This window comes from Acidobacteriota bacterium, assembly GCA_018001935.1.
Taxonomy (GTDB): domain Bacteria; phylum Acidobacteriota; class JAAYUB01; order JAAYUB01; family JAAYUB01; genus JAGNHB01.
In genome coordinates this window covers 1-19,499 of the sequence record JAGNHB010000004.1, presented here as the reverse complement: position 1 = coordinate 19,499, position 19,499 = coordinate 1, and the positions used below count along the sequence as shown (strand labels likewise).

The window sequence follows — 19,499 nt, the reverse complement described above, 5'->3', positions numbered from 1 at the left end:
GTCAGTCGGCCAGCGTGGAGCCCCACACCACCGGCGGCCGCGTGGGCGGGACGGTCCCCGTGAGGGTGGCGCCGGGCGTCAGGTCCCGCCCCGCCAGCGCCGGGTGGTCGGCCCCGTAGCGGTAGGCCCGGAAGGCCGAGCTGGTCATGGGGAGGTTGTCCAGGAGCGTGGTCACGATCCCCCCGCTCGTGACGGGGAGGATGTACTCCCACACCAGCCGCCCCTCGGCTGTCACCTCGAAGAAGTGTCCCTCGGTGTCGGAGCAGATCAGCGTGTTGCCGTTCGGGAGGCGTTGGCCGCTGGAGCCGATGTGGCTGAAGAACCCCTGGTTGCCCCGGGAGGCGTAGCTCCACACGACCTGGTTGGAGATCAGGCGCGGGGACTTCTGGATGACGTCCGGATACGTCACGGTGGTGTAGCCGGCGTCGGGCGGGTTGACGTACTGTGCCAGGTTGTTCCCGGAGGCGTCCCGGAAACCGTCGATCTCGAGGATGCTGGACTGGGGCGTGTGCTCGAAGAGGTACTGGGCGTTGTTGAACACCATGAAATGCCCCGCCCCCGGCAGCCCGGACCGGATCCACTGGATGTCGTGGGTGCCCCCCATCTGCCGGTTGCCGGTGGTGGCTTCCGTCCAGTCCGTGAGGGTGGACGGCTTGGTCCCCTGCTCGTAGCGGGACGGGTCGCCGAAGCGGTAGAGGAAGTCCCCCGCGGAACTTGCCGCCAGGGCGATGCTGGCCGTCGGGTCTCCCACCACGAAGGTGTTGCCGTGGTCGATGACGTAGAACTCCCCCTGGACGGAGTTGATGACCACCTGGTCCAGGTCGGGGTTGTAGTCCATGGCGTTGCAGTGCAGCCAGTCCTTCTTCAGCGGACGCCCGGGCATGTTGAGGTCGATCCGGCCGGGGTAGTCGGCGATGGTCTTGCCCGCCCCGACGTAGTTGGCCTTGGTGGCGTCGATGTCCTGGACGGCGTGGTCGAAGAACCACCACTCCCAGACCACGGTCCCGCCGGCGTCCACTTCCACGATGGCGTCCGCCTGGGCGCCGTCGTAGGGGCCGTTGGCGGGGTCGCACCCCGCCGCGATGGCCTGGGCCTGGGTGACGGTCTTGTTGGCGATGTACATCGTGGTCCAGGCCTGGAGCTTGGGGTTGAAGACCCGGGCGAAGTCGTGGTGGGGGGCGTAGGTGCTGCGGGTCTCCAGGTAGGACCAGGCCGTGCTGCCGTTCCAGTCGAGTTCCTTGAACCCGCTGAAGCCGCTGGGGTCGTCGGAGGCGGCGTCCAGGATGTGGCCGTCGTCCAGCAGGTGGGGGTTCGTCCCCAGGTTCCAGGAGTGGACGACGCGCCCCAGCATATCGACGAGGTAGGTTTTCCCCTTGGCGGCGAACAGGGTGTACCCGTTGTACGCCCGGGTGACGTCCCAGTACTGGAGTTCCGTGGGCCCCCGCAGGGCGCCGCAGGCGCTCACCCGGCCGGGGCCCGACGCTGCCGCCAGGACCAGGGCCGCGATGCCGACGATCCGAAGGAGATTGCTTTTCATGAGTCGCTCCTCTTCGTGAGATTGGCCGCATGTGGCCCGCCCGCCGGGGTGCCGCTCCCGTCCGGGCCGAGGGGCCGAAGGTGCCCCGCACGCATTCGATCCGCTCCACTGGACGCCCCCCGGTGGGAGTCGGCGGTGAACAGGAAATCGGTCGGCGGGATGACCGGCATGGCGATGGGACGGGAGTAAAGATAGGCGCCCCGGCAGTCATAACGGGCATCCAGGTTCCGCAGCTTCCGCAGGGCGGCCTTCTGCTCGGGCGTCAGCGTCCGGCCCACCTCGGCGAAGGCCCGGGCGTAGAAGTACGAGATCTCCCCGTCCAGCTCCCCGTACCGCCGGGCCAGGGCCAGGACCCTGCTCCGGTCGATGGAGCCTTCCGTCATGAACCGGCGCAGCTGGGTGGCGATGGCCCGACGGGTTCGGACGATCTCGCCGAGGTCCGCGCGCTGCTGGTCCACCAGGTTCGTGACGAGCCGGCGCTGTGGCTCCGTCAGGGTGGCCAGGAAGGCCTCGCCGCTGTTGCCGGTGAGCGAGGTGCTGATGGCGTAGTTCCGGTTGCCCATGGCCGGGATGTCCTTCAGGTAGAACGATCCGAAATAGGTGGCGTGGCGTTCGGGGCAGAAGTAGGTGTCGGCCTCAACGTTGCCGGCGTACCAGCTGAACATCTCGCTGGCGTAGGTCATCACGGCGACGTGCGCCGTGGGCGACAGGCTCCGACGGTCGAGCTGGTCCGGCAGTTCCGGCCAGGTGGACGAGTCCCCGAAGGCCATCCGGGCCAGGTAGGCCCGCTGGCTGTCCGTCAGGGAGCGGAGGACCTCTCCCAGGACCCTGGCCCGCTGGTAGCTCAGCTGACCGTCCAGCTCGTACAAACCGGCCGAGTGCCTCATCACCGCCCCCCGGTCGAGGCCCGTGCTGCCAGCGGGGACGTCGCCCTCGAGTTGCCGGTGGAAGGCCTTGATCAGGGGGAACCGCCGGCAGGCGAAGTCGGTCAGAAGGGTCTCCTGCTCCCGGGCCAGCGCCACAAGTTTCGCCTTCTGATCGGCATTCAGGATGCACAGGACGTTGTTGGCCGCCCGGGGCACGAACGCGGTGTTGTGGCCGAGCCCGTTGGCGTCCACGTCGCGCATGTACTGGAACCCGCAGAAATCGGCCACCTTGCCCGGCGGCAGGAAGGTGTTGCAGCCCAGGTCGCCCGTCAGGAAGGCCAACGCGTCGAAAGCGATGGTGTGAAGCTGGGCCTGGTCCGAGACGGCCTGCTCGATGGAATAGCCGCCCGACTTCCGTGACTCCCGGCCCCAGGACCCCTGCGGGTTGTTCCGGCCCCGGTCGTTCCCGTCCCCCTCACGGGCAGGACGTCGGCCCTCTTCCCCGCTCGGGTCTGGCGGCGGCGCGAGGTCCCGCAACTTGTCGGGGTCGAAACCGGCCGCCCGGATGGCGTCCGCCATGGCCGGGCCGGCCCGCAGTCCCGCCTGCCGGAAGGCTTCGTGGATGGCCCGGGCGATCTCCGGCGTGAGTTCATTCGGTTCGAATCGCGACAGGATGGCCGCGACCCGGGCTTTCTGTTCGTCCGACAAGGGGCGGCTATCCTCCGAGCGGGAACCGGGGCGGCGTTGTTCCGCCCGGGAGGAGACCCCGCCGGAAATCGGCAACAGGACGACAAGGAACAGAACTCCGGTCACGAGGGTAAATACCCGGTGTCTCATCAGCCGACTCCTTTGGGTCTGGGTGGGGGTGTGATACCCGGAAGGATCCATGGACGGCTTCATGAGAGCCCCTCCTCCCCCCGCGAGGGGAAAATAAGGGTGGGGACGCCCCACCCCGCCTGGAGGTTGCCACGAATCCGAAACTGGTCTTCGAAATACGCCCGAAGGCGTTTTTCCAGGTTCTTCCGGGCCCGGTGGATCAGGGATTCCACGGCCGAAGCGGAAATCCCCATGACCTCGGCGATCTCCGCATGGCTCAGCCCATCGCACTTGCCGAGGGTGAAGGCGACCCGCTGCTTGTCCGGCAGCGTACCCATGACCCCCATCAGGACCTTCAGCCGCTCCCGGCTCTCGGTGTAGGCTTCCGGATCGGGTTGGGGGGTCGGGGGGTCCCCGGCGGGGCCGCTCGAGCGCCGGTCGATCCCGAGGTGATACCCGGACCGTTTCTTTCGCCCGGCCTTGCGGATGAAATCCAGGCAACGGGTGACGGCGATCCGGTGCAGCCAGGTGGACACCCTCGAATCCCCCCGGAAGCCTTCCAGGGCCAGATAGGCCGCCAGGAAAACCTCCTGGGCCAGGTCCTCGGCGTCTTCCCGGTGGGGGATGAAACGATAGCAGGTGTTCAGGACCCGGTCCTGGTGCTGCCGCACCAGGTCACGAAAAGCGGACGTCGCCCCCGATTTCAGCCGCTCGAGCAAAGCCGCTTCGGAGGGGTCGCCGAGGTCTTTCGACCGGCACGGCTCGGAGTGAACGTCCTGGAAGATATCCATGAAACAGGGCTCCGTTTGACGCGAATTTCGACCACTTCCGCCGCCGGTTTCCCGGATTCCGGTGATGAACCGGTTTCCGCTGTCGCCGGCCACGGACAGCGGGGATATCGCAGTTCCGATGCCAAATATTTATCTATTTGTAATAAAAAGACTTACTGGTTTTGCTGCCCGGCGTCCCGCCCTGGCGGGCCTTCCTTCCGGCAAGCCTTGTCGGCGCGGGGGGACCGGATTCGACAATTCCTGCCGGATTGCCACCACCCAATTGCGGATTGTCTGTGTTTTCAGTTGAATGAGATTGGACCCGAGGAATGGCGGCCGGACGCTCCTGGAGTTCCGGCTAGCTTTCCGTGGATTCGGTTGTGAAGGGATTGTCGGAGGGGTGCGGTTCCGGGTCGATCCCGGCCAGCCGCGCCTGCAGGCGGGCGAAGAAGTCCGGGCGGCAGGTGATCCACGCCAGATCGTCCAGGGCGCGGATCGTCAGGAACACTTCACGTTCGATCTCGTTCCGGTCACAGGCGATCATGTTCCCTCCGCGTTGGGTCGGGCCTTCCGTGCCCTCTTGGACGTCGAATGGGGGGAGAACCTGCGGCCGGCGGTCCGGTTTTTCCCCGGTGCGGGGAGGGGGGAGGCCCCCCCTCCCGGGGGCCGCCACGGTCTCCGCCTGCCCGCCGGTAACCCGGGCAGGGACCCGTGGCCGACGTTTCATTTCAGGGCGGGCTCGCCCACCGGATTCGACGGCCGGGGCGGCAGGCACTCGTCGCGGGTCAGCCGGCCGTCGCCGTTTTTGTCGAGCGTCTTCAGCGCACCGGGGGCATTGGCGATCTCGTCGGCGCTGAGGATGCCGTCCTGGTTCGCGTCCAGGGCGAGGTCGATGGGGGGCCGGGGCGGCCGCTGCCTCCGGCCGACCGAACCCGGGGAGGCATCCTCCCCCGGCCTGCCGAGACCTTCACCGCCCGGTGCCGGGGCAACGGTTTCCCCCGGGCCGCCGGGGCCCGGCGATTCCGGATCCCGGGCCCCTTCCATCCCCGGCGCCCGGCGGCCGCCCCCGCCCGCGCCCCGAAGCCCGTCCCCGCCCGGCCCGCGGGATCCATCGGCCCCGGCCGCTCCCGACATGCCGGGTCGGGGAGGGATGTACTCGGCGCGGGTGAGCTGGCCGTCGCCGTTTTTGTCGAGGGTTTTCAGGGCCGTCGCGGCCTGGGCGATCTCGTCGGCGCCGAGAACGCCGTCCTGGTTGGCGTCGATCGCCGCGAAAATCGGCGGTTTCGGCTTACGGGGAGGGTTTCCGTCGCCGGCGGCCCCCGGCGGCGGGGTGACCTGCGCTCCGGCCAGGCCCGCCGACAGCCCGAGCAGGATAACCATGGAAAAGAGGGTGTTCTTCATGACAGGCTCCTTTTGCGAACGACCGTCGGGTCGATCACCGTGAATTGCAAGTTTAGACGCCGGGCGTCCGGGAATCCTGCCGGGGAAGGGGAACATTCCGGGGCCCGGCCGGCGGACCGGCGCATTCCCGTTGCCTTTCTTGCCGCCGTCGTTGGTGTTGCGCATGACAAACCCGCCCGGAGCAGGTGATCGCGTCGAGCTGGCCGGAGAGGTAGAGCTGGAGGGTGAGCAGGTCAGGCACGCCCAGGTCTCCGCTCCCGTCCAGGTCGAGGTACGGCACGTCCGCGACGTCCACGATCGCGTCGCCGTCCAGGTAGTGGGCCAGCAGGAGGAGGTCGGCGGCGTTCACCCCTTCCGAGCCGTCCGCGTCGCCGCAGCGGGCGGTCCGGACGCCGGTCGGCAGGATGGGGTAGGAGAAGGCCACCGCCCCGTTGACACTGCCAGGCCCTTCGTCCTGGGGGAGGTACGTCCGGACGTAGTCCACCTGGCCGCCGGACGGTGAGATCGTCACCCGCGTGTACCCCGTGTTCGGGAACTTGTCGCCCGTCACGAACGCGTCCGCGTTGTAGAGCGTGTAGTTGGGGTCGGCGGGCTCGGGGAGCGTCTGGTAGATCACCCCGTCCCTGGCCTGTCTCACCCAGATGTGGTCGTGCCCCTGGAAGAACACGGTGACCCCCGTGGACGCCATCAACTGGTGGATCGTCTGCGGCCAGCCGGGCCGACGGGTGTCGAACCCCCAGCCGCCGTTCTTGTTCCAGCCGCCCCACTCGTACAGGTCCGCCTGTTCGATGCCCCCGCGGCCGGTACCGTGGACGTGGTGGGCGAAGACGAACTTGTACCTGGCCGGGCTCCGCTCCAGCGTGTTCTTCAGCCAGCGGTACTGGGCCTCCCCCAGGGTGATGTCCCACATCTCGGGGTGCTTGGGCCCCCCGTAGAACGGGTTGTCGACGCAGACGGACGACCCCCAGTACGGGTCGAGGGTCACGAACAGGGCGTCCCCCCACGTCCAGGCGTAGTAGTTCCGCAGCAGTCCGATGAAGGGCACCCACTCGGTGTTCCCCGTGTAAAAGCCGTCGGGCGCGGGCTGAGAATAGTACCGGTTCCGGGCGTTCTGGGCCCAGACCGCCACGTTGTCCGGGGTGCCGTCCAGCAGGTAGCGGGCGGCCTGCTCGTGGTTGCCGTTGACCAGGAAAACCGGTGCGCCCGCGCCGATCACCCCGAGGAACGGCCGCTGGATCACGTACCGCTCCGCCACCTGCGCCTCGGTCACCGTGATGGGGTCGAGGGTGTCCACGCTGAAGTCGTCCCCCAGGGCGAAGTAGAAATCCGGTTGGTCCGCGGACGCCGTCAGCAGGGTCCGGGTGTAGAGGTCCGCGTCGAACTGGGAGTTCGCCCGCTCCGGGTGGGAGTCTCCCTGGACGCAGAAGGTGAAGGTGCTGCCGGCGGCCCGGGCGGTGCGGAACCGGCAGACGGGCCCCGGGGAAAAGTCGGTGGCGCCGGCGGCCCGAAAACGCGTCCGGTAGGCGTAGAGCGTGTCGGGAGTGAGCCCGTCGACCCTGATTTCGAGCGGGACCCCGGCCGCCAGGTTCTCCACGGGCGTCTGCGCCGTGAACTCACCCGGGGCCGGGCCGTACTCGAGGCAGACCTCCCCGCCCTCGACGGCGGAGAACAGGTTGGCCTTGACGGAGGTGGCGGTGGGGCACCCCAGGACGACGTTGCCGGGGAAGGCCCCGGGGTCGGCGGCGGGGGACAGGGTGTAGCGGTGCGCCACGGTCCCGTTGGTGTCCGGGTCGCTGAGGGACGCGCGGACGTACTCCACCGTCACCCGGGAGGGCGTGACCCGGACGCGCAGGTGGCCGGGGCTCGCCAGGACGTCGCCCGAGAGGTAGCCGGCCGCCGCGGCGTCCGCGACGGCGTTGGCCTGGTTGAAGCTGGGGCGGGGGCACTCCTGGTAGACGATGCCGTCCTTTTCCTGCCGGACGAAGACGTGGTCGTGCCCGTGGAAGACCACGTTCACCCCGTTCGGTTTCTTCAGGGTGTACCAGAAGGGGTCCAGCACCACGAAGAGGGCGTCCCCCCACGTCCAGGCGTAGTAGCCGTCGCGGACACCGGTGCCGGGCTCGGGCGTGACGCCGCCGGAATAGAACCCCCCCGGTGACGGGCAGGGGTAGTAGCGGCGACGGTTGAGCGTCGAGCGGATGGCCAGGTTGTCGGCGGCGCCGTCCCGCTTCCAGCCGAGTTCCCCCTCGTGGTTCCCGTTGACGAGGAACACGGGGGCGGCCGGCCCGGCCAGGCCGAAGTACTCCCGTCCGGCGAGGAAGGTCTGCGTCTCCTCCTCGGGGGTGCCGGCCAGCTTTTCCGTGAGGAAGGTGTCGCCGAGGTCGACGTGGAAGTCGGGCGCGTCGGCGCGGACGTTTTCCAGGGTCCGCTGGTAGAGCGCGGGGACGAAACCGGTGTCGCCCACGTGGGGGTCCGCCTGCACGGTGAAGGTGAAAGCGCTTCCGGGGAGCCGCCGGGTGTGGAACGAAGCCTCGGCGGCGACAGTGTATTCCCCGCCGCCCGGCGGGCGGCAGTGAAAGCGGAACGTACAGCCGGCGTCCGGCTGGAGCGAACCCATCGTGACGGTCAGGGGGACGTCCGCGGGGTAGTGGGCGGGGTCGGTGTGGAACAGGGAGCCGTCTGCAACGGAACCGTATTCGAACCAGCCCTCCAGGTCGGTTTCGGCGAGGACGCCGGCGTCGACGGACGTCGCCGTGGGGTTGCCCAGGATCAGCGTGAACGCTCCCGCCCGCGAATGGGCGGACGGGCCCGGGGCGACGGGGCCGGCCGCGGCCGGGACGGGGCACAGCCCCGGGAGCAGCAGCACCCCGAGCAGGCCGACGAGGGCACTTCCAGCCCGGAAACCATCCGTGTCGCGGTTTGGGAGGAACGGTCGCACGATTTGCCCCCTCTACTTCACGCGGTATTTTTGCAGCTTGTAGCGCAACATGCGCTCGCTGAGGCCGAGGAGTTCGGCGGCGCGGACCTGGTGGCCGTCGCAGCGTTCCAGGGCGCGGTGGATCAGGTCGCGTTCGACGCGTTCCACGGCGATGCGGAGGGTGGGAAGGTCTCCGCCCGCACCGGCGGCCGATGCCGGGCCCGCCTCCCCCGGGGGCCCCGCGGCCGGGCCCGCCGACGGTTCGGCGGACGGTTCGCCGAAGGGCAGGTCCCGCGGGGTGAGGAGGGTCTCCCGGGCGATGACCACCGCCCGCTCCAGGATATTCCTGAGTTCGCGGATGTTCCCGGGGTAATCGTACTTCAGGAGCAGGTTCCGGGCGGCGGCGGTCAGCCCGGTGACGCTCTTGCGGTTCTCCGCGGCGAAGTGGCGAAGGTAGTGCTCGACGAGGGGCGGCAGGTCCTCCCGTCGCTCGCGGAGCGGGGGGATGTCGAGGGTGACGACGTTGAGCCGGTAGTAGAGGTCCTCCCGGAATTCCCCGGCCTTGACCCGGGCCTTCAGGTCCTGGTTGGTGGCACTCAGGACGCGCACGTCCGCCGTGAGGGTCTGGTTGCCGCCCACGCGCTGGAACTCCCGCTCCTGGAGGAAGCGCAGCAGCTTGACCTGAACCGGGGGCCGCAACTCCCCGATCTCGTCCATGAACAGGGTGCTGCCGTCGGCCTCCTCGAAGCGTCCGATCCGCCGCCGGTCGGCCCCGGTGAAGGACCCCCGCTCGTGCCCGAACAGCTCGCTCTCCAGCAGGCTTTCCGTCAGGGCGGCACAGTTCACCGTGACCATGGGCCGGGCCGAGCGCGGGCTCAGCGCGTGGATGAGGCGGGCCAGGAGTTCCTTGCCGGTGCCGCTCTCCCCCTGGATCAGGACCGTGGCGTTGCTGGCCGCCACCCGCCCGGCCAGGTTCACCACCTCGGCCATCACGGCGCTCCGGTGGACAAGGGGGACGGCCTCCCCCCCCTTCCGGACCAACTCCTCCCGCAGGAGGCGGTTCTCCCGCTCCAGGGTCCGCCGGTCGGAGACCCGACGAAGCAGGATCAGGAGCAACTCCAGGTCCACCGGCTTGGTCAGGTAGTCCATCGCGCCCGCCTTCATGGCCTTCACCGCCGTCTCGATGGTGCCGTAGGCCGTCATCATCACCGCCGGCGTCTCCGGGTTGAGCTGGCGGAGCTTCTCCAGGACGGTCAGGCCGTCCATCCCCGGCATCTTGTAATCCACGAGGACCAGGTCGAGGCACTGCCCCCGGGCGCACTCGAGCCCCTCCGGGCCGTTCCCGGCCGTGAAGGCCCGGTGGCCCCGCGACTGGAGGAAATCCCGCAGCACCTCCCGCTGGGAGGCGCCGTCCTCGATGATCAGGATGTTGAGCGGCTGCATGTTCACCTCGCCTTCGTCGGTCGTGCGGCCGGGAAGCCGGCCTCATTCCGGCCGGGCGTCGAGCAGGGCCGGGTCCAGCGGTTCCAGGGGGAGGAGGACCCGGAAGGTCGTTCCCTGCCCCGGCGCGCTCTCGACGGTGATCTCCCCGCCGTGCCCGAGGATGATCTCCCGGGCGATGGGGAGCCCCAGGCCGACCCCCTTGTCCTTGGTGGTGTAGTCCAGGTCGAAGATGCGGGGGATCTCCTCCGCGCCCAGGCCGACGCCCGTGTCCGAGACCGTCACCTCCACCCGGCCCTTCCGCGGGCGACGGACCTCGAGCCGGACGGTCCCTTCCCCCCGGATGGCTTCCAGGGCGTTTTTCAGGAGGTTCAGGACCGCCTGCTTCATCTTGTCCGCGTCCATGACCAGGGGGATCGGTTCCCCGGCCGGGGGCCCCAGCAGACGGACCCCGCGGGCTTCGGCCTCCTCCCGCAGCAGTTCCGTGACGGCGTCCAGGAGCTCGGCGAGGTCCCCCGGCCGGAAGACCAGCCGGTTGCGCGCGAGGCACAGGAAGTCGTCCAGGAGGCGGTCGAGGCGACGGATTTCCTCCTGGATCGTCCGGGTGAGCTTTCCCGGCGTCTCCATCCCCAGCGTCTGGACCGCCATGCTGATGGCGTTCAGGGGGTTGCGGATCTCGTGGGCCATGCCCCCGGCCAGCCGGCCCAGCGCGGACAGGCGCTCGGCCTGGTAGACCCGCCGCTCCATCTCCCGGAGCTGCCGGAGGTGGGCCTGCTGGTTCCGGTGAAGGAAGACCGCCGCCAGGACGCCGATGATCACCATGAACAGGGCCGAGAGGAGGATGCCCCGGCGGTTCTTCCCCAGCAGCTCCTCCAGGGCGTCGCCCCGGAAACCCAGGCGAAGTTCCCCGGCGAGGGCCCCCGATCGGAGGGGGACCGCCACCTCCCGCACGGACGCGGTCCCCCCGGAGGGGAGATCGGCCGGGCGCCCGGGGGAAACGGCCTCCGGCCGGGTGGCGTCGAACACGCCCACCCGCCGGCGAGCGGCGTCGGTCACCACCGCGAAGAGCAGGTCCGTTTCCGAACCGAGGGTCGTCAGGGATTGCCGCACGGCGAAGCGGGCCGCCCGGCGTCTGAACCCCGCGTCGTCCAGGGCGAGGAGGACGGCGCCGCCGCCTTTCCGGCCGACCGCCAGGCAACCGAAGGGCTCTCCCCGGAAGAAGCGGCTGAAGAGGTCGATCCGGACCTCGTCCTGGCCGCCGGCAACCGGGGCGACCCACGTCGACGCGTCGGCCGGCGCCTGCCCGGAAAACCGCACCGGCCGACCCTCCCGGTCGTAGAGCCCCAGGAAGGCCAGGTCTTCCGGTTCGCGCAGGCGGTCCAGTGCCGCCGGGTCGGCCGGGGAGGACGGGTTCCCCTCGTCCACCTGCCGGGCCAGGGTCGTCAGGTCGATGAGGAAAGCCTCCTGGAGGGACCGGCCGTCTCCCGCCCCGCCGTCGGGCGAAACCGGGATCACCGTCTCGTCCGCCTGGACGATCCCGTCGTAGTTCCGCCGGAAGGTCGACTCGAAGTCCCGGGCGAGGACCCGGGCCCGGTCGCCCAGGGCCGCGAGGAAGATCTGGTCCAGCCGGCGGAGGTTGACCCAGCCGAGGACCGTCGAGACCCCGATGAACACGGCGCACAGGATCACCATGACGGCCAGCTGCGGCACCGCCCCCCCAGTCGATCGGATCCGTTTCGCTTTGCCGGGCGATGGGTTCACGGTCATCCTCTCAGGCCGTTTTCCTCGTGATCGAGGCGGGAATTCGGAAGGCATCGTGCGGACAACCTTGAAAACTGCAGCAGAAGAGGTTTTGCTGATGGAATGAACGTCACGTCCAATTCACCAGGAGAAGGCCATGGATCTTTTCGAAGTGCCGGGTGTTGTTCGTAACCAACGTCGCCCCCAGGCTCCTGGCATGGGCCGCGATCATCAGGTCCATGGCGCCTGTCGGAGTTCCCCGGGCCTCCAGTTCCGCCCGGATCGACCCGTAGTGATCCGCTGCCGCTTCATCCCAATCCATCACGGACAAACGGGATGCAAAGTCATCGATTTCCTGTCGGATCCTCTCTCCCTGCACATGACGGGCAGCGCCGAAGTACAACTCACCCAGGACGACCGTGGAAATGGCCAGGGCATCCTTTCCTGCCGCGTCGAAATGCGCTTTGACCGCGGCGGGATGTTTCTTCAGAATATAACTGCACATGTCGGTGTCGAGCATGTACAGCATCAGAAAAGCTCCCGGTCTTCGGGGGGCGGGTCCGAGCGGTCCGACAGGAAGTCATCCGGCACGAGGGAGGGACGGATGAAGAAATCATCCCATCCCTCGGGCTTCGGGCGAAGGATGACGGCCTCGCCCTGCTTTTCGATGAACACTTCGCGACCGGGAAACCGGAACTTCAACGGCAATCGGACCGCCTGACTCCGCCCGTTTCGGAACAGCTTTGCCGTCTGAGCCATGGAACACCTCCGCAATCTATATCATCAGTATATATCCGGCATGATGAGAAGACAAGCATTTTTGATGGAGACACTCCCGATAAATAGCCTTTCAGATCGTTCTGCCATCGCGTGAGACGCCTCCGTCACTGCCCCGGCACGGCGCTCAGGAAGGTCCCCGACAGGTCGCCGAAGAGCTCGAAGGCGACCACCGGTGCGGTGGCGGTGACCCGGAGGTACCCGCTGGACTGGCCGGCCAGCGTCCCGATACCCTCGATCTGGGAGAGCAGGCGCACGTACTTGCTCCCCGCGGGGACCTGGACGACGGCCGTGCTGCCGTTGGCGGTGCCGTCGCTCTCGTACACGCGGAAGGTCACGGGCACCGTGGCGGTGGTGGGGTTGACCACCGTCACGCCGGTGAAGAAGTTGACGCCGCCCACTTCCCCGCTGGCCACCTGGGGGAAGTAGAGGTCCGCCGAACCGCTGGCCTGCAGCGGCAGCATGGACTCGTACCGGTGGTCCGTCGGGTGGCCGAAGGTCAGGCACCCGAGGAGCCCGTCGGAACCCGTGGCCTGGACCTTGACCCAGCCGTCGGACGAGCCGGTGAGCGGCAAGCCCAGTGCCGCGTCGTCCAGGGTCAGGACCTGGTGCGGCCCCAGGACCACCTGGAACGGGGTCGCCAGGGCCGACCCGTCCGCGAGGAACGGGGAGACGGTGGCGGTGACGCTGCTGTCACCGGGGTTCACCAGGTCGATCTCGGTGGAATACCACTCCGGCAGGTGGGTGACGTGGGCGGCGTAGAGGGTGGTCGCGGCCTGGGTCGCCGGCACCAGGTTCAGGCAGCTGAGGGAGGCCGAACCGTACCGCACCAGGGCAGTCCCGATGAGGCCGCCGGTGGCCTGCACGCGCACGCAGCCGTCGAAGGCGGCGGCCGCGCCCGTCACGGCGGGGAAGAGGGTTGCCGCGTCCAGGTACAGGCAGCCGTGGGCCGGGATCGGGTGGGTGCCCCCCGCGAGGGAGGCGGTGCCGGTGTAGCCGGTCAGGGTCGCGCTGACGGCCGTGCTGCCGGGGTTGGAGAGGACCAGCTGCGTGGCGTACCCGTCCGCGGTGCGCACCCGCGGGAGGATCCCGTCGGTGGTGGTGACGGACAGGGCGGGGGCGCCGTCCAGGCCCGCCAGGGTCCCGTTGGCGAACAGTTCCGCCAGGAAGAAGCCCTTGATCCCCGTCCCGGAGTACTCCGCCTTCACGAAGGCGTTCACGGCCTGCGCCAGGTCCAGGAGGGCATCCCCCTGGGCCGCGGACTGGCTGGCGGGAAGCAGCCCCAGGTAGCCGGACGTGCCGGTGCTGCCGCCGGCGGTGTCGAACCCGCCGAGGCGGACCCAGGCCTGGTCGGTGGCACTGGTGTTGACAAAGGCGAACCCGGCGTTGGTGATCCCCGGAAGGTACCCCAGCCAGGGGAAGTACACGGTCTCCTGGATGGTGATCCCCTCCAGCGGGCCCTGGGGCGTCAGGTCCCGCCCCGCCAGGCCGGCGTAGTCGGTCGGATAGCGCCGGACCCGGAACACCGCGTTCATGAACTCGTCAGGCCGGGCCGGGTCGGCCGGGATGGCGTCCCCCTGGCTCAGGGTGCCGGTTTTCACCACGGGGTTGACGTACTTCCAGACCGTCTCCCCGCCGAGGGTCACCTCCAGGAACGTCCCGTGGGTGCCGTCGCAGATCAGGGTGTTGCCGTTGGGGAGCCGCTGGGCGCTGGAGATGGCCTCGGCATAAAGCGCGGAGGCCGGGGTCGCCTGGTAGCTCCAGGTGAAGGTCGAGGGGGCCCAGGCCGTGCCGGCGGTGTAGGCGTAGTTCCCCTCCGCGTCCACGGGCGGGGTGAACTGGTCGATGGTGGAGTAGTTCCGCCCCAGGCCGTTGTTGAAACAGATGATGTCGCCGGCGCCCGGGCAGTCCGTGTCGATCCACTGGGCGTCGTGCTGCTGGTAGAGTTTCTGGTCGGCGGCCGTCCCGGCCTTGTACGTGAGCGGGTTTCCCCACCGGTAGAGGAGGTCGCCCCCCTTCCCGCTCCGTCCCCCGGTGTGGCCGGCCGCCTGGGCGGTGGTGGTGCTGTGGTCGATCACCCAGATCTCGCTGTTGCCCCGCACGCTGAGGATGATCTGGTCGAACCCGGGGTGGTAGTAGATGGCGTTCATGTGGTTCCAGAAGTAGTGCAGCTTCAGGCCGTCCCCGTCGGTGCCGATGAGCTCGGGATGGGCCGCCACGTTGCCGTAGTTGGCCTTGGTGGGGTCGTTGTCCTGGATGAGGTGGTCCCACACGTGCCACTTCCAGACCACCGTGCCGCCCGACGGGTAGGTGGGCTTGACCTCGTAAACCGTGTCGGGAAGCATGTAGCCCCGGGCCTGGATGTCCGCGAGCTGCGCCGGGTCGAACCCGGCGGCGATGGCTTCGGCGTAGGTCCGCTTCTCCACCACCAGCATCAGGACGTTCCCGTTGGGCAGGGGCTTGACGTCGTGGTGCTGCATGTACTCGGCCGTGGAGAAATCCAGCTGCCAGACCAGGTTGTTGTCCCAGTCGTACTCCTCGATCCGCCCCCCCTCGCCGCCGCCGGTGCTGAGGGGGCCCTTGGACGAACAGGGGCGCATCAGGTGGCCGTTCTCCAGCAGGTAGACCGACTGTCCCGGCTCGTACAGGCTGCCCCACCAGGAGTGGACAACCTGGCCCTGGTTGTCCAGGAGGTAGGTTGACCCGTAATGCTTGGGCGCCACCAGCGTGTAGCCCGGCCAGGCGCGGGCGTCGTTGAGGAAGAGCCCGACGGTCTGGCTGGTCGTTTCCGCCGTGCCCGTCCCGGCCAGGGGCCCGTTCGGGACGACGGAGAGAGCCGGGTCGGCGGTGGACGATGCCGGCAGGTCTCCGGCCAGGGCCGGGCCGAATCCGGCCAGGCCGACGAGGGCTGTCACGACGAGGCATGCCAATATCCTTCGGTTCATGGTGTCTTCCTCCTGAATCGTTTTCATTGCAAATCGAACCCGGTCGGCTTCGGGCGTGCGGTCAGGGTTGAGCCGGCACGGCGCTCAGGAAGCCGCCTTCCCAGTTCCCGAACAACTCGAACGCAAAGACCGCCCCGGTGGCGGTGAGGCGAAGGCAGCCGCCGGACTGGTCGGTGAGGGTCCCGATCCCGTCCACCTGGGACAGGAGCCGGACGTACTTTCCCCCCGCGGGGACCTGGATGACGGCCGCGTTCCCGTTGGCCGTGCCGTCGCTGCGGAAAACCCGGAACGTGACCTGCACCGGGGCCGCGGCGGGGTTGACGACGGCGACGCCCGTGAAGTAGTTGACGCCGCCCACGGTCCCGTTGGCCACCTGGGCGAAGTGAATGTCCTCAAGGCCCGACGCCTGGAGCGGCAGGGTGGATTCATAGCGGTTGTCCCCGGGGTGGCCGAACGTCACGCAGCCCACCAGGGGCGTGGCGTCCGGGGTCGTCACCCGGAGCCACCCCTCCGAAGACGTCCCGGAAGGCAGCCCCAGGGCGGCGTCCCGCAGGGCGAGGACCTGCCGGGCCGGGACCGTGACGGTGAACGGGGCGGCCAGGGCCGTGCCGTCCGCGCTGAACGGGGAAAGGGTCGCCACCGCGTCCGTCTCACCCGGGTTGACGAGGTTCAGCTCGGTGAAGTACAGGTCCGGGATCCGGGTGATGTGGGCCGCCACGAGGGAGGAAGCAGCCTGGACGGCGGGGACCAGGTTGACCGCGCTCAGGGTCCCGGTGTCGTGGCGGGTGAGGGCGGTGGCCACGACGCCCCCGGTGGCGCGCAGGCGGACGGCCCCGTCGAAGCCCGACGAGGCCCCGGGGGCGGTCCGGGCGTCCGGGGAGGCGGAAACCGCCGTGAACAGGGCGGCGGTGTCGAGGTAGAGGCACCCTTTGGCCGCCACGCTGTGGGAGCCGCCGCTGACGATCCCGGTGCCGGTGCAGCCGGTCAGGGTGACCGTGACGGCGGTGTCACCGGGGTTCCCGATGGCCAACCCGGTCGAGTACCCCGACGCGTTCCGGACGCGGGGGATGATCCCGTCCGTGGTGGCGGCGGCAACGGCCGAGGCGCCGTCCAGACCCGCCAGCTGCCCGCCGTCGTAGAGCTGGGCCAGGAAGAACCCCCGGACGGCGGAAGACGAGGGGGTCGCCTCCAGGCGGACGTCGGCGGGCGTCGCCAACCCCGGGAGACCGTCCGCCTGCAGGGCGGCCTGGTTTCCGGCCGGCAGCGGGATCGTCAGCGGCGACCCGGCCGCGGCCCCGGCCGGGTCGTGGGCGGAGAGGGCGACCGAGGCGTCCGACGACCCCGTGTTCACGAAGGCCAGGCCCACGGTGGTCTCGAGGGGGACGAAACGGCCCCAGGGGAAATGCAGGGCGCCGGGGGCGGTGTACGGACGGTTCGCGACGCGAAACCCGACGTGGTACCACGGGTGGTTGGGGTCCAGCGGGCCCCGGTAGTAGGCGGGGTCCCGGTTGGACACCCGGGAATGCCCGTCGGTCCCGTTGTACCAGTTCCCGCCGCGCAGGCAATGATAGGGCTTGCCGTCGGGCATGGGCGAGCCGGTCGCGGGGCCCGGAGGGTCCTGCGTCGGGCTCACGGAATAGTAATCCTTGTCGTACCAGTCGTTGGTCCACTGCCAGACGTTGCCGGCCATGTCGTAGAGCCCGAAACCGTTGGCGCCGTCGCCTGCCGCGAAGCTCGTCGCGCTGCCCGGCCAGCCCCAGTCCGACTTCTGGTGCACCTGACCGTTGAAGAAGCCCACGGGCGTCGTCCACGGCTGCGCCCCGGACTCGAACGGGTCTCCCGAATTGGGGATATTGGCCCGGGTGATGTCCATGGTGAGACCCCACGGGAAGACAAGGTAGGGGTCGTACCGGCCCCCGCGCCCGGCGTATTCCCACTCCGCTTCCGTGGGCAGCCGGAACCCGTTTTTCGTCAGGTCGCCGGCCCAGGTTGCGGTGTCGTAGCACGGGTCCAGTCCGAGCTGGTCGCTCAGCCAGTTGCAATAGAACGCGGCCCCGGCCCACATGACGCTGGTGACGGGGTGATCGCCGCGGTTGTCCAGGACGGAGAAGGCGGTCCCGGACCAGGCGATCCGGCTGTAGGGGTCGGCCGTGCGGGTCAGGAAGAGCAGGTCGCTGCCGCCGGCGGGGTAGACCGAGCCGTCGGCCACCCGGATCAGCCCCAGCGCCAGGGCCGAGTTGAGGAAGCCGCAGTACTGACGGACCGTCACGTCGTAGCGGCCGATGGAGAAGGCGCTGAGGCGGACGGTGTGCATGGGGACCTCGTCGCTGGGGTGGCTGGGGTCGATGTACCCGTAGTGGTCCCCCATCACGAATTCGCCGGCGGGCAGCGCCACCATCTCCGGGACGGCCGGAGACGCCAGGGCCCCCGGCAACCCCGGGCCGGCGGCCGCGGTGAGAACGGACAGGGCGAGCCCGAGCACGAAAAGGCGGACAGGACGTTCCTTCTTCATCGATCGTTCCTCCCATATTCGAGGCCGCCCCGGGCGGCGCCGGGCGGCGTACGGACGGGCGGACCTCGCCCGGGCCGGCCCGGGGCCGGTCTTCAATCGACACTTTCCGAGAATATCGTGTACCCGACGGGGCTTCCCCCCGGGGGTTACGGCCGCGGTCCGGCGGCCCCCCCGGATCAGCGCGGGGGCGGCCGCCGCCGGTCGCCGCGGTCGTCGGGCCCGTCGTCGCGAGGCGGCGGACCGGCCTTGGGCTTGAAGATCCGGTCCCCCACCAGGGTCAGGAAGCTGGACAACTGGTCCGGGGTCAGGAGCTCGCGGAAGGCGATCCAGTAGTCGGCGTCCTTCTCCTGGATCTGCCACTTCAGGTCGTGGATCTGCTTCAGCTTGGCCTTGACCTTGACCGGGTCCGGCCGGGTTTGCAGCCACAGGAGCCGGAGTTCGGCGTTGCGCTCCTGCTCCTGGAGGCGCAGCGGCATGACGTCCTTGTCCCGGGCGTCCCGCAGCAGCCGGAGCTTTTCCTTCTGCTCCGGCGTCATGTTCAGGTAGCGGATGGCCTCCTCCTCGTCCCCTCGCCCCCGCTGGGGGTCGGGGTCCGGGTCGGGGCGGGGGCCGGCCGCCAGCGGGACGGCCAGGGCCACCGCTATGAAAGTAACGATGAACGTGGCGCGTTTCATCGAACGGTTCCTCCTTTGACGCTCGAATGGACCTTCCCGAGACGGGTCGGTATCGACGCAACCAAACATATCGCAACCCCGGTGCCAGATCAAGCGACGCGTAGCGCGGGCACTCCGCGAGTGGTTTGGTCCTGCGTCCCGGACGGGGCGCCGGGAGGGGTCCGGCACCCCTCCAGGGTGCATCCGCACTCGCCGGACCCAACCGGTGGGAGCACCGCCTCCGGCGGAGCACCCAACGGCTAAGCTCCTCCATCCCTTCGGGATGCCGCCGACCGCTCCCGATTTCCTGCGCATTTTGCCAAAGATCTTACTTTGATGGGACCAGGCTTTCTCCGGGACTTCGCCCGGAAAAGTGGCCTCGGCAGGCAACCGGAAACGACAACATTTTGATAAAAACGCAGCCGCTAAAGCGCCTATCATCCCTCTCGGTCCCTGGGGTCCTTTGGGTCCTTTACGTCCTTTATGTCTTTGACGTCCTTTATGTCCTTTGTGGCTTGTATGTCCTTTGGGTTCTTGCCATTTCAGCTGATGACCCCCGCGATCGCCGGCAGCTCCGCGTTTGCGGCGGTCAAGCCCGGCCGCTCCGGGCGGCATCACGGGCTCGGGAAAGGGATTCCGGCAAGGATTGTCGAGGCATCGGGACGGATTCGACAAATCTTGCCGTCCCCGGGCCGGTTGCCGACGGCCGGAACCGACCGTACCGCCTCGGATGAAGCCGGGATCGAAAAACACCGGTATTCCGGGTTTCGAGGGTCATCAATCCCCTGATTGCCGGCCGTCCTGAACTGGCCGGACGCCTTGGCCTGGGTCCAGACGAAGAACGCGGCCAATTTTCCGGGTCACTCCGACTGGCGCCTGCCCAACGCCGAGGAACTCCCGTCGATCCTGGACAACACCCGCTCGCCGGACACCCGCGGCTCCGCGGCCATCGACCCCGTGTTCGCCGCACCGGTGGGCCGCCGTGACGGGGGGTGTGCGCCAGCACTTTCGCAAGGGAAAAAGTTGGCATGATCTAACCCCGCCCTGATCGGGCTATCAGCTCGCGGAACGCCCGGGGTCACCTCACAAATCATTCTTGCAATATCAAGTTCCCTCTTGACTAGC

Annotated in this window: 14 protein-coding genes; 1 reads left to right on the top strand and 13 read right to left on the bottom strand. The window is 69.0% G+C overall.

Translation table 11 applies throughout. The features are described 5' to 3' along the window. Window position 1: 1 nt before the first annotated feature. From KA419_02715 to KA419_02655, 13 genes are all read right to left on the bottom strand, one after another. Window positions 2–1,537: an aryl-sulfate sulfotransferase gene (locus tag KA419_02715; GenBank protein ID MBP7864835.1), complete on the bottom strand. Its 1,536-nt coding sequence runs from the start codon at window positions 1,535–1,537 to the stop codon at window positions 2–4. After that, window positions 1,534–3,240: a hypothetical protein gene (locus tag KA419_02710; protein ID MBP7864834.1), complete on the bottom strand. Its 1,707-nt coding sequence runs from the start codon at window positions 3,238–3,240 to the stop codon at window positions 1,534–1,536. The genes KA419_02715 and KA419_02710 overlap by 4 nt, the downstream gene beginning before the upstream one ends. 59 nt (window positions 3,241–3,299) lie before the next feature. Next, window positions 3,300–4,010 carry an RNA polymerase sigma factor gene (locus KA419_02705; GenBank protein MBP7864833.1) on the bottom strand — a complete coding sequence of 237 codons (711 nt, stop codon included), beginning with the start codon at window positions 4,008–4,010 and terminating at the stop codon, window positions 3,300–3,302. Window positions 4,011–4,347: 337 nt separating this feature from the next. Continuing rightward, on the bottom strand, window positions 4,348–4,533 hold the full coding sequence (locus KA419_02700) for a hypothetical protein (GenBank protein MBP7864832.1): 186 nt from the start codon (window positions 4,531–4,533) through the stop codon (window positions 4,348–4,350). A 179-nt stretch (window positions 4,534–4,712) separates the two neighbouring features. Then, window positions 4,713–5,033 (bottom strand): hypothetical protein, encoded by a 321-nt coding sequence (locus tag KA419_02695; GenBank protein ID MBP7864831.1) that lies wholly within the window; start codon window positions 5,031–5,033, stop codon window positions 4,713–4,715. Between the two features lie 409 nt (window positions 5,034–5,442). Continuing rightward, window positions 5,443–8,328 (bottom strand): metallophosphoesterase, encoded by a 2,886-nt coding sequence (locus KA419_02690; GenBank protein MBP7864830.1) that lies wholly within the window; start codon window positions 8,326–8,328, stop codon window positions 5,443–5,445. Between the two features lie 12 nt (window positions 8,329–8,340). Further along, window positions 8,341–9,750, bottom strand: coding sequence for a sigma-54-dependent Fis family transcriptional regulator (locus KA419_02685; GenBank protein MBP7864829.1), 1,410 nt, complete (start codon window positions 9,748–9,750; stop codon window positions 8,341–8,343). Between the two features lie 42 nt (window positions 9,751–9,792). Continuing rightward, entirely contained in the window at window positions 9,793–11,457 is a 1,665-nt protein-coding gene (locus KA419_02680) for a hypothetical protein (protein ID MBP7864828.1), read from the bottom strand. A gap of 160 nt (window positions 11,458–11,617) precedes the next feature. Beyond that, on the bottom strand, window positions 11,618–12,016 hold the full coding sequence (locus KA419_02675; protein ID MBP7864827.1) for a type II toxin-antitoxin system VapC family toxin: 399 nt from the start codon (window positions 12,014–12,016) through the stop codon (window positions 11,618–11,620). Then, on the bottom strand, window positions 12,016–12,246 hold the full coding sequence (locus tag KA419_02670) for an antitoxin (protein ID MBP7864826.1): 231 nt from the start codon (window positions 12,244–12,246) through the stop codon (window positions 12,016–12,018). The genes KA419_02675 and KA419_02670 overlap by 1 nt, the downstream gene beginning before the upstream one ends. A 125-nt stretch (window positions 12,247–12,371) precedes the next feature. Then, a complete protein-coding gene (locus KA419_02665; GenBank protein ID MBP7864825.1) occupies window positions 12,372–15,209 on the bottom strand; it encodes an aryl-sulfate sulfotransferase in 2,838 nt (945 codons plus the stop codon). A 61-nt stretch (window positions 15,210–15,270) separates the two neighbouring features. Beyond that, the gene (locus KA419_02660) at window positions 15,271–17,721 is read right to left on the bottom strand and encodes an SUMF1/EgtB/PvdO family nonheme iron enzyme (GenBank protein MBP7864824.1); all 2,451 of its coding nucleotides are present in this window, start codon (window positions 17,719–17,721) and stop codon (window positions 15,271–15,273) included. A gap of 176 nt (window positions 17,722–17,897) precedes the next feature. Next, window positions 17,898–18,395, bottom strand: coding sequence for a periplasmic heavy metal sensor (locus KA419_02655; protein MBP7864823.1), 498 nt, complete (start codon window positions 18,393–18,395; stop codon window positions 17,898–17,900). Window positions 18,396–19,163: 768 nt separating this feature from the next. Here KA419_02655 and KA419_02650 point away from each other — a divergent pair. Beyond that, window positions 19,164–19,406 carry a DUF1566 domain-containing protein gene (locus KA419_02650; protein ID MBP7864822.1) on the top strand — a complete coding sequence of 81 codons (243 nt, stop codon included), beginning with the start codon at window positions 19,164–19,166 and terminating at the stop codon, window positions 19,404–19,406. Window positions 19,407–19,499: the final 93 nt, after the last annotated feature.

Excerpts from the sequence above, each read along its gene's own strand:
- KA419_02715 (MBP7864835.1), bottom strand. The coding sequence starts at position 1,537 with ATGAAAAGCAATCTCCTTCGGATCGTCGGCATCGCGGCCCTGGTCCTG.
- KA419_02710 (MBP7864834.1), bottom strand. The coding sequence starts at position 3,240 with ATGAGACACCGGGTATTTACCCTCGTGACCGGAGTTCTGTTCCTTGTC.
- KA419_02705 (MBP7864833.1), bottom strand. The coding sequence starts at position 4,010 with ATGGATATCTTCCAGGACGTTCACTCCGAGCCGTGCCGGTCGAAAGAC.
- KA419_02700 (MBP7864832.1), bottom strand. The coding sequence starts at position 4,533 with ATGATCGCCTGTGACCGGAACGAGATCGAACGTGAAGTGTTCCTGACG.
- KA419_02695 (MBP7864831.1), bottom strand. The coding sequence starts at position 5,033 with ATGGAAGGGGCCCGGGATCCGGAATCGCCGGGCCCCGGCGGCCCGGGG.
- KA419_02685 (MBP7864829.1), bottom strand. The coding sequence starts at position 9,750 with ATGCAGCCGCTCAACATCCTGATCATCGAGGACGGCGCCTCCCAGCGG.
- KA419_02675 (MBP7864827.1), bottom strand. The coding sequence starts at position 12,016 with ATGCTGTACATGCTCGACACCGACATGTGCAGTTATATTCTGAAGAAA.
- KA419_02670 (MBP7864826.1), bottom strand. The coding sequence starts at position 12,246 with ATGGCTCAGACGGCAAAGCTGTTCCGAAACGGGCGGAGTCAGGCGGTC.
- KA419_02665 (MBP7864825.1), bottom strand. The coding sequence starts at position 15,209 with ATGAACCGAAGGATATTGGCATGCCTCGTCGTGACAGCCCTCGTCGGC.
- KA419_02660 (MBP7864824.1), bottom strand. The coding sequence starts at position 17,721 with ATGAAGAAGGAACGTCCTGTCCGCCTTTTCGTGCTCGGGCTCGCCCTG.
- KA419_02655 (MBP7864823.1), bottom strand. The coding sequence starts at position 18,395 with ATGAAACGCGCCACGTTCATCGTTACTTTCATAGCGGTGGCCCTGGCC.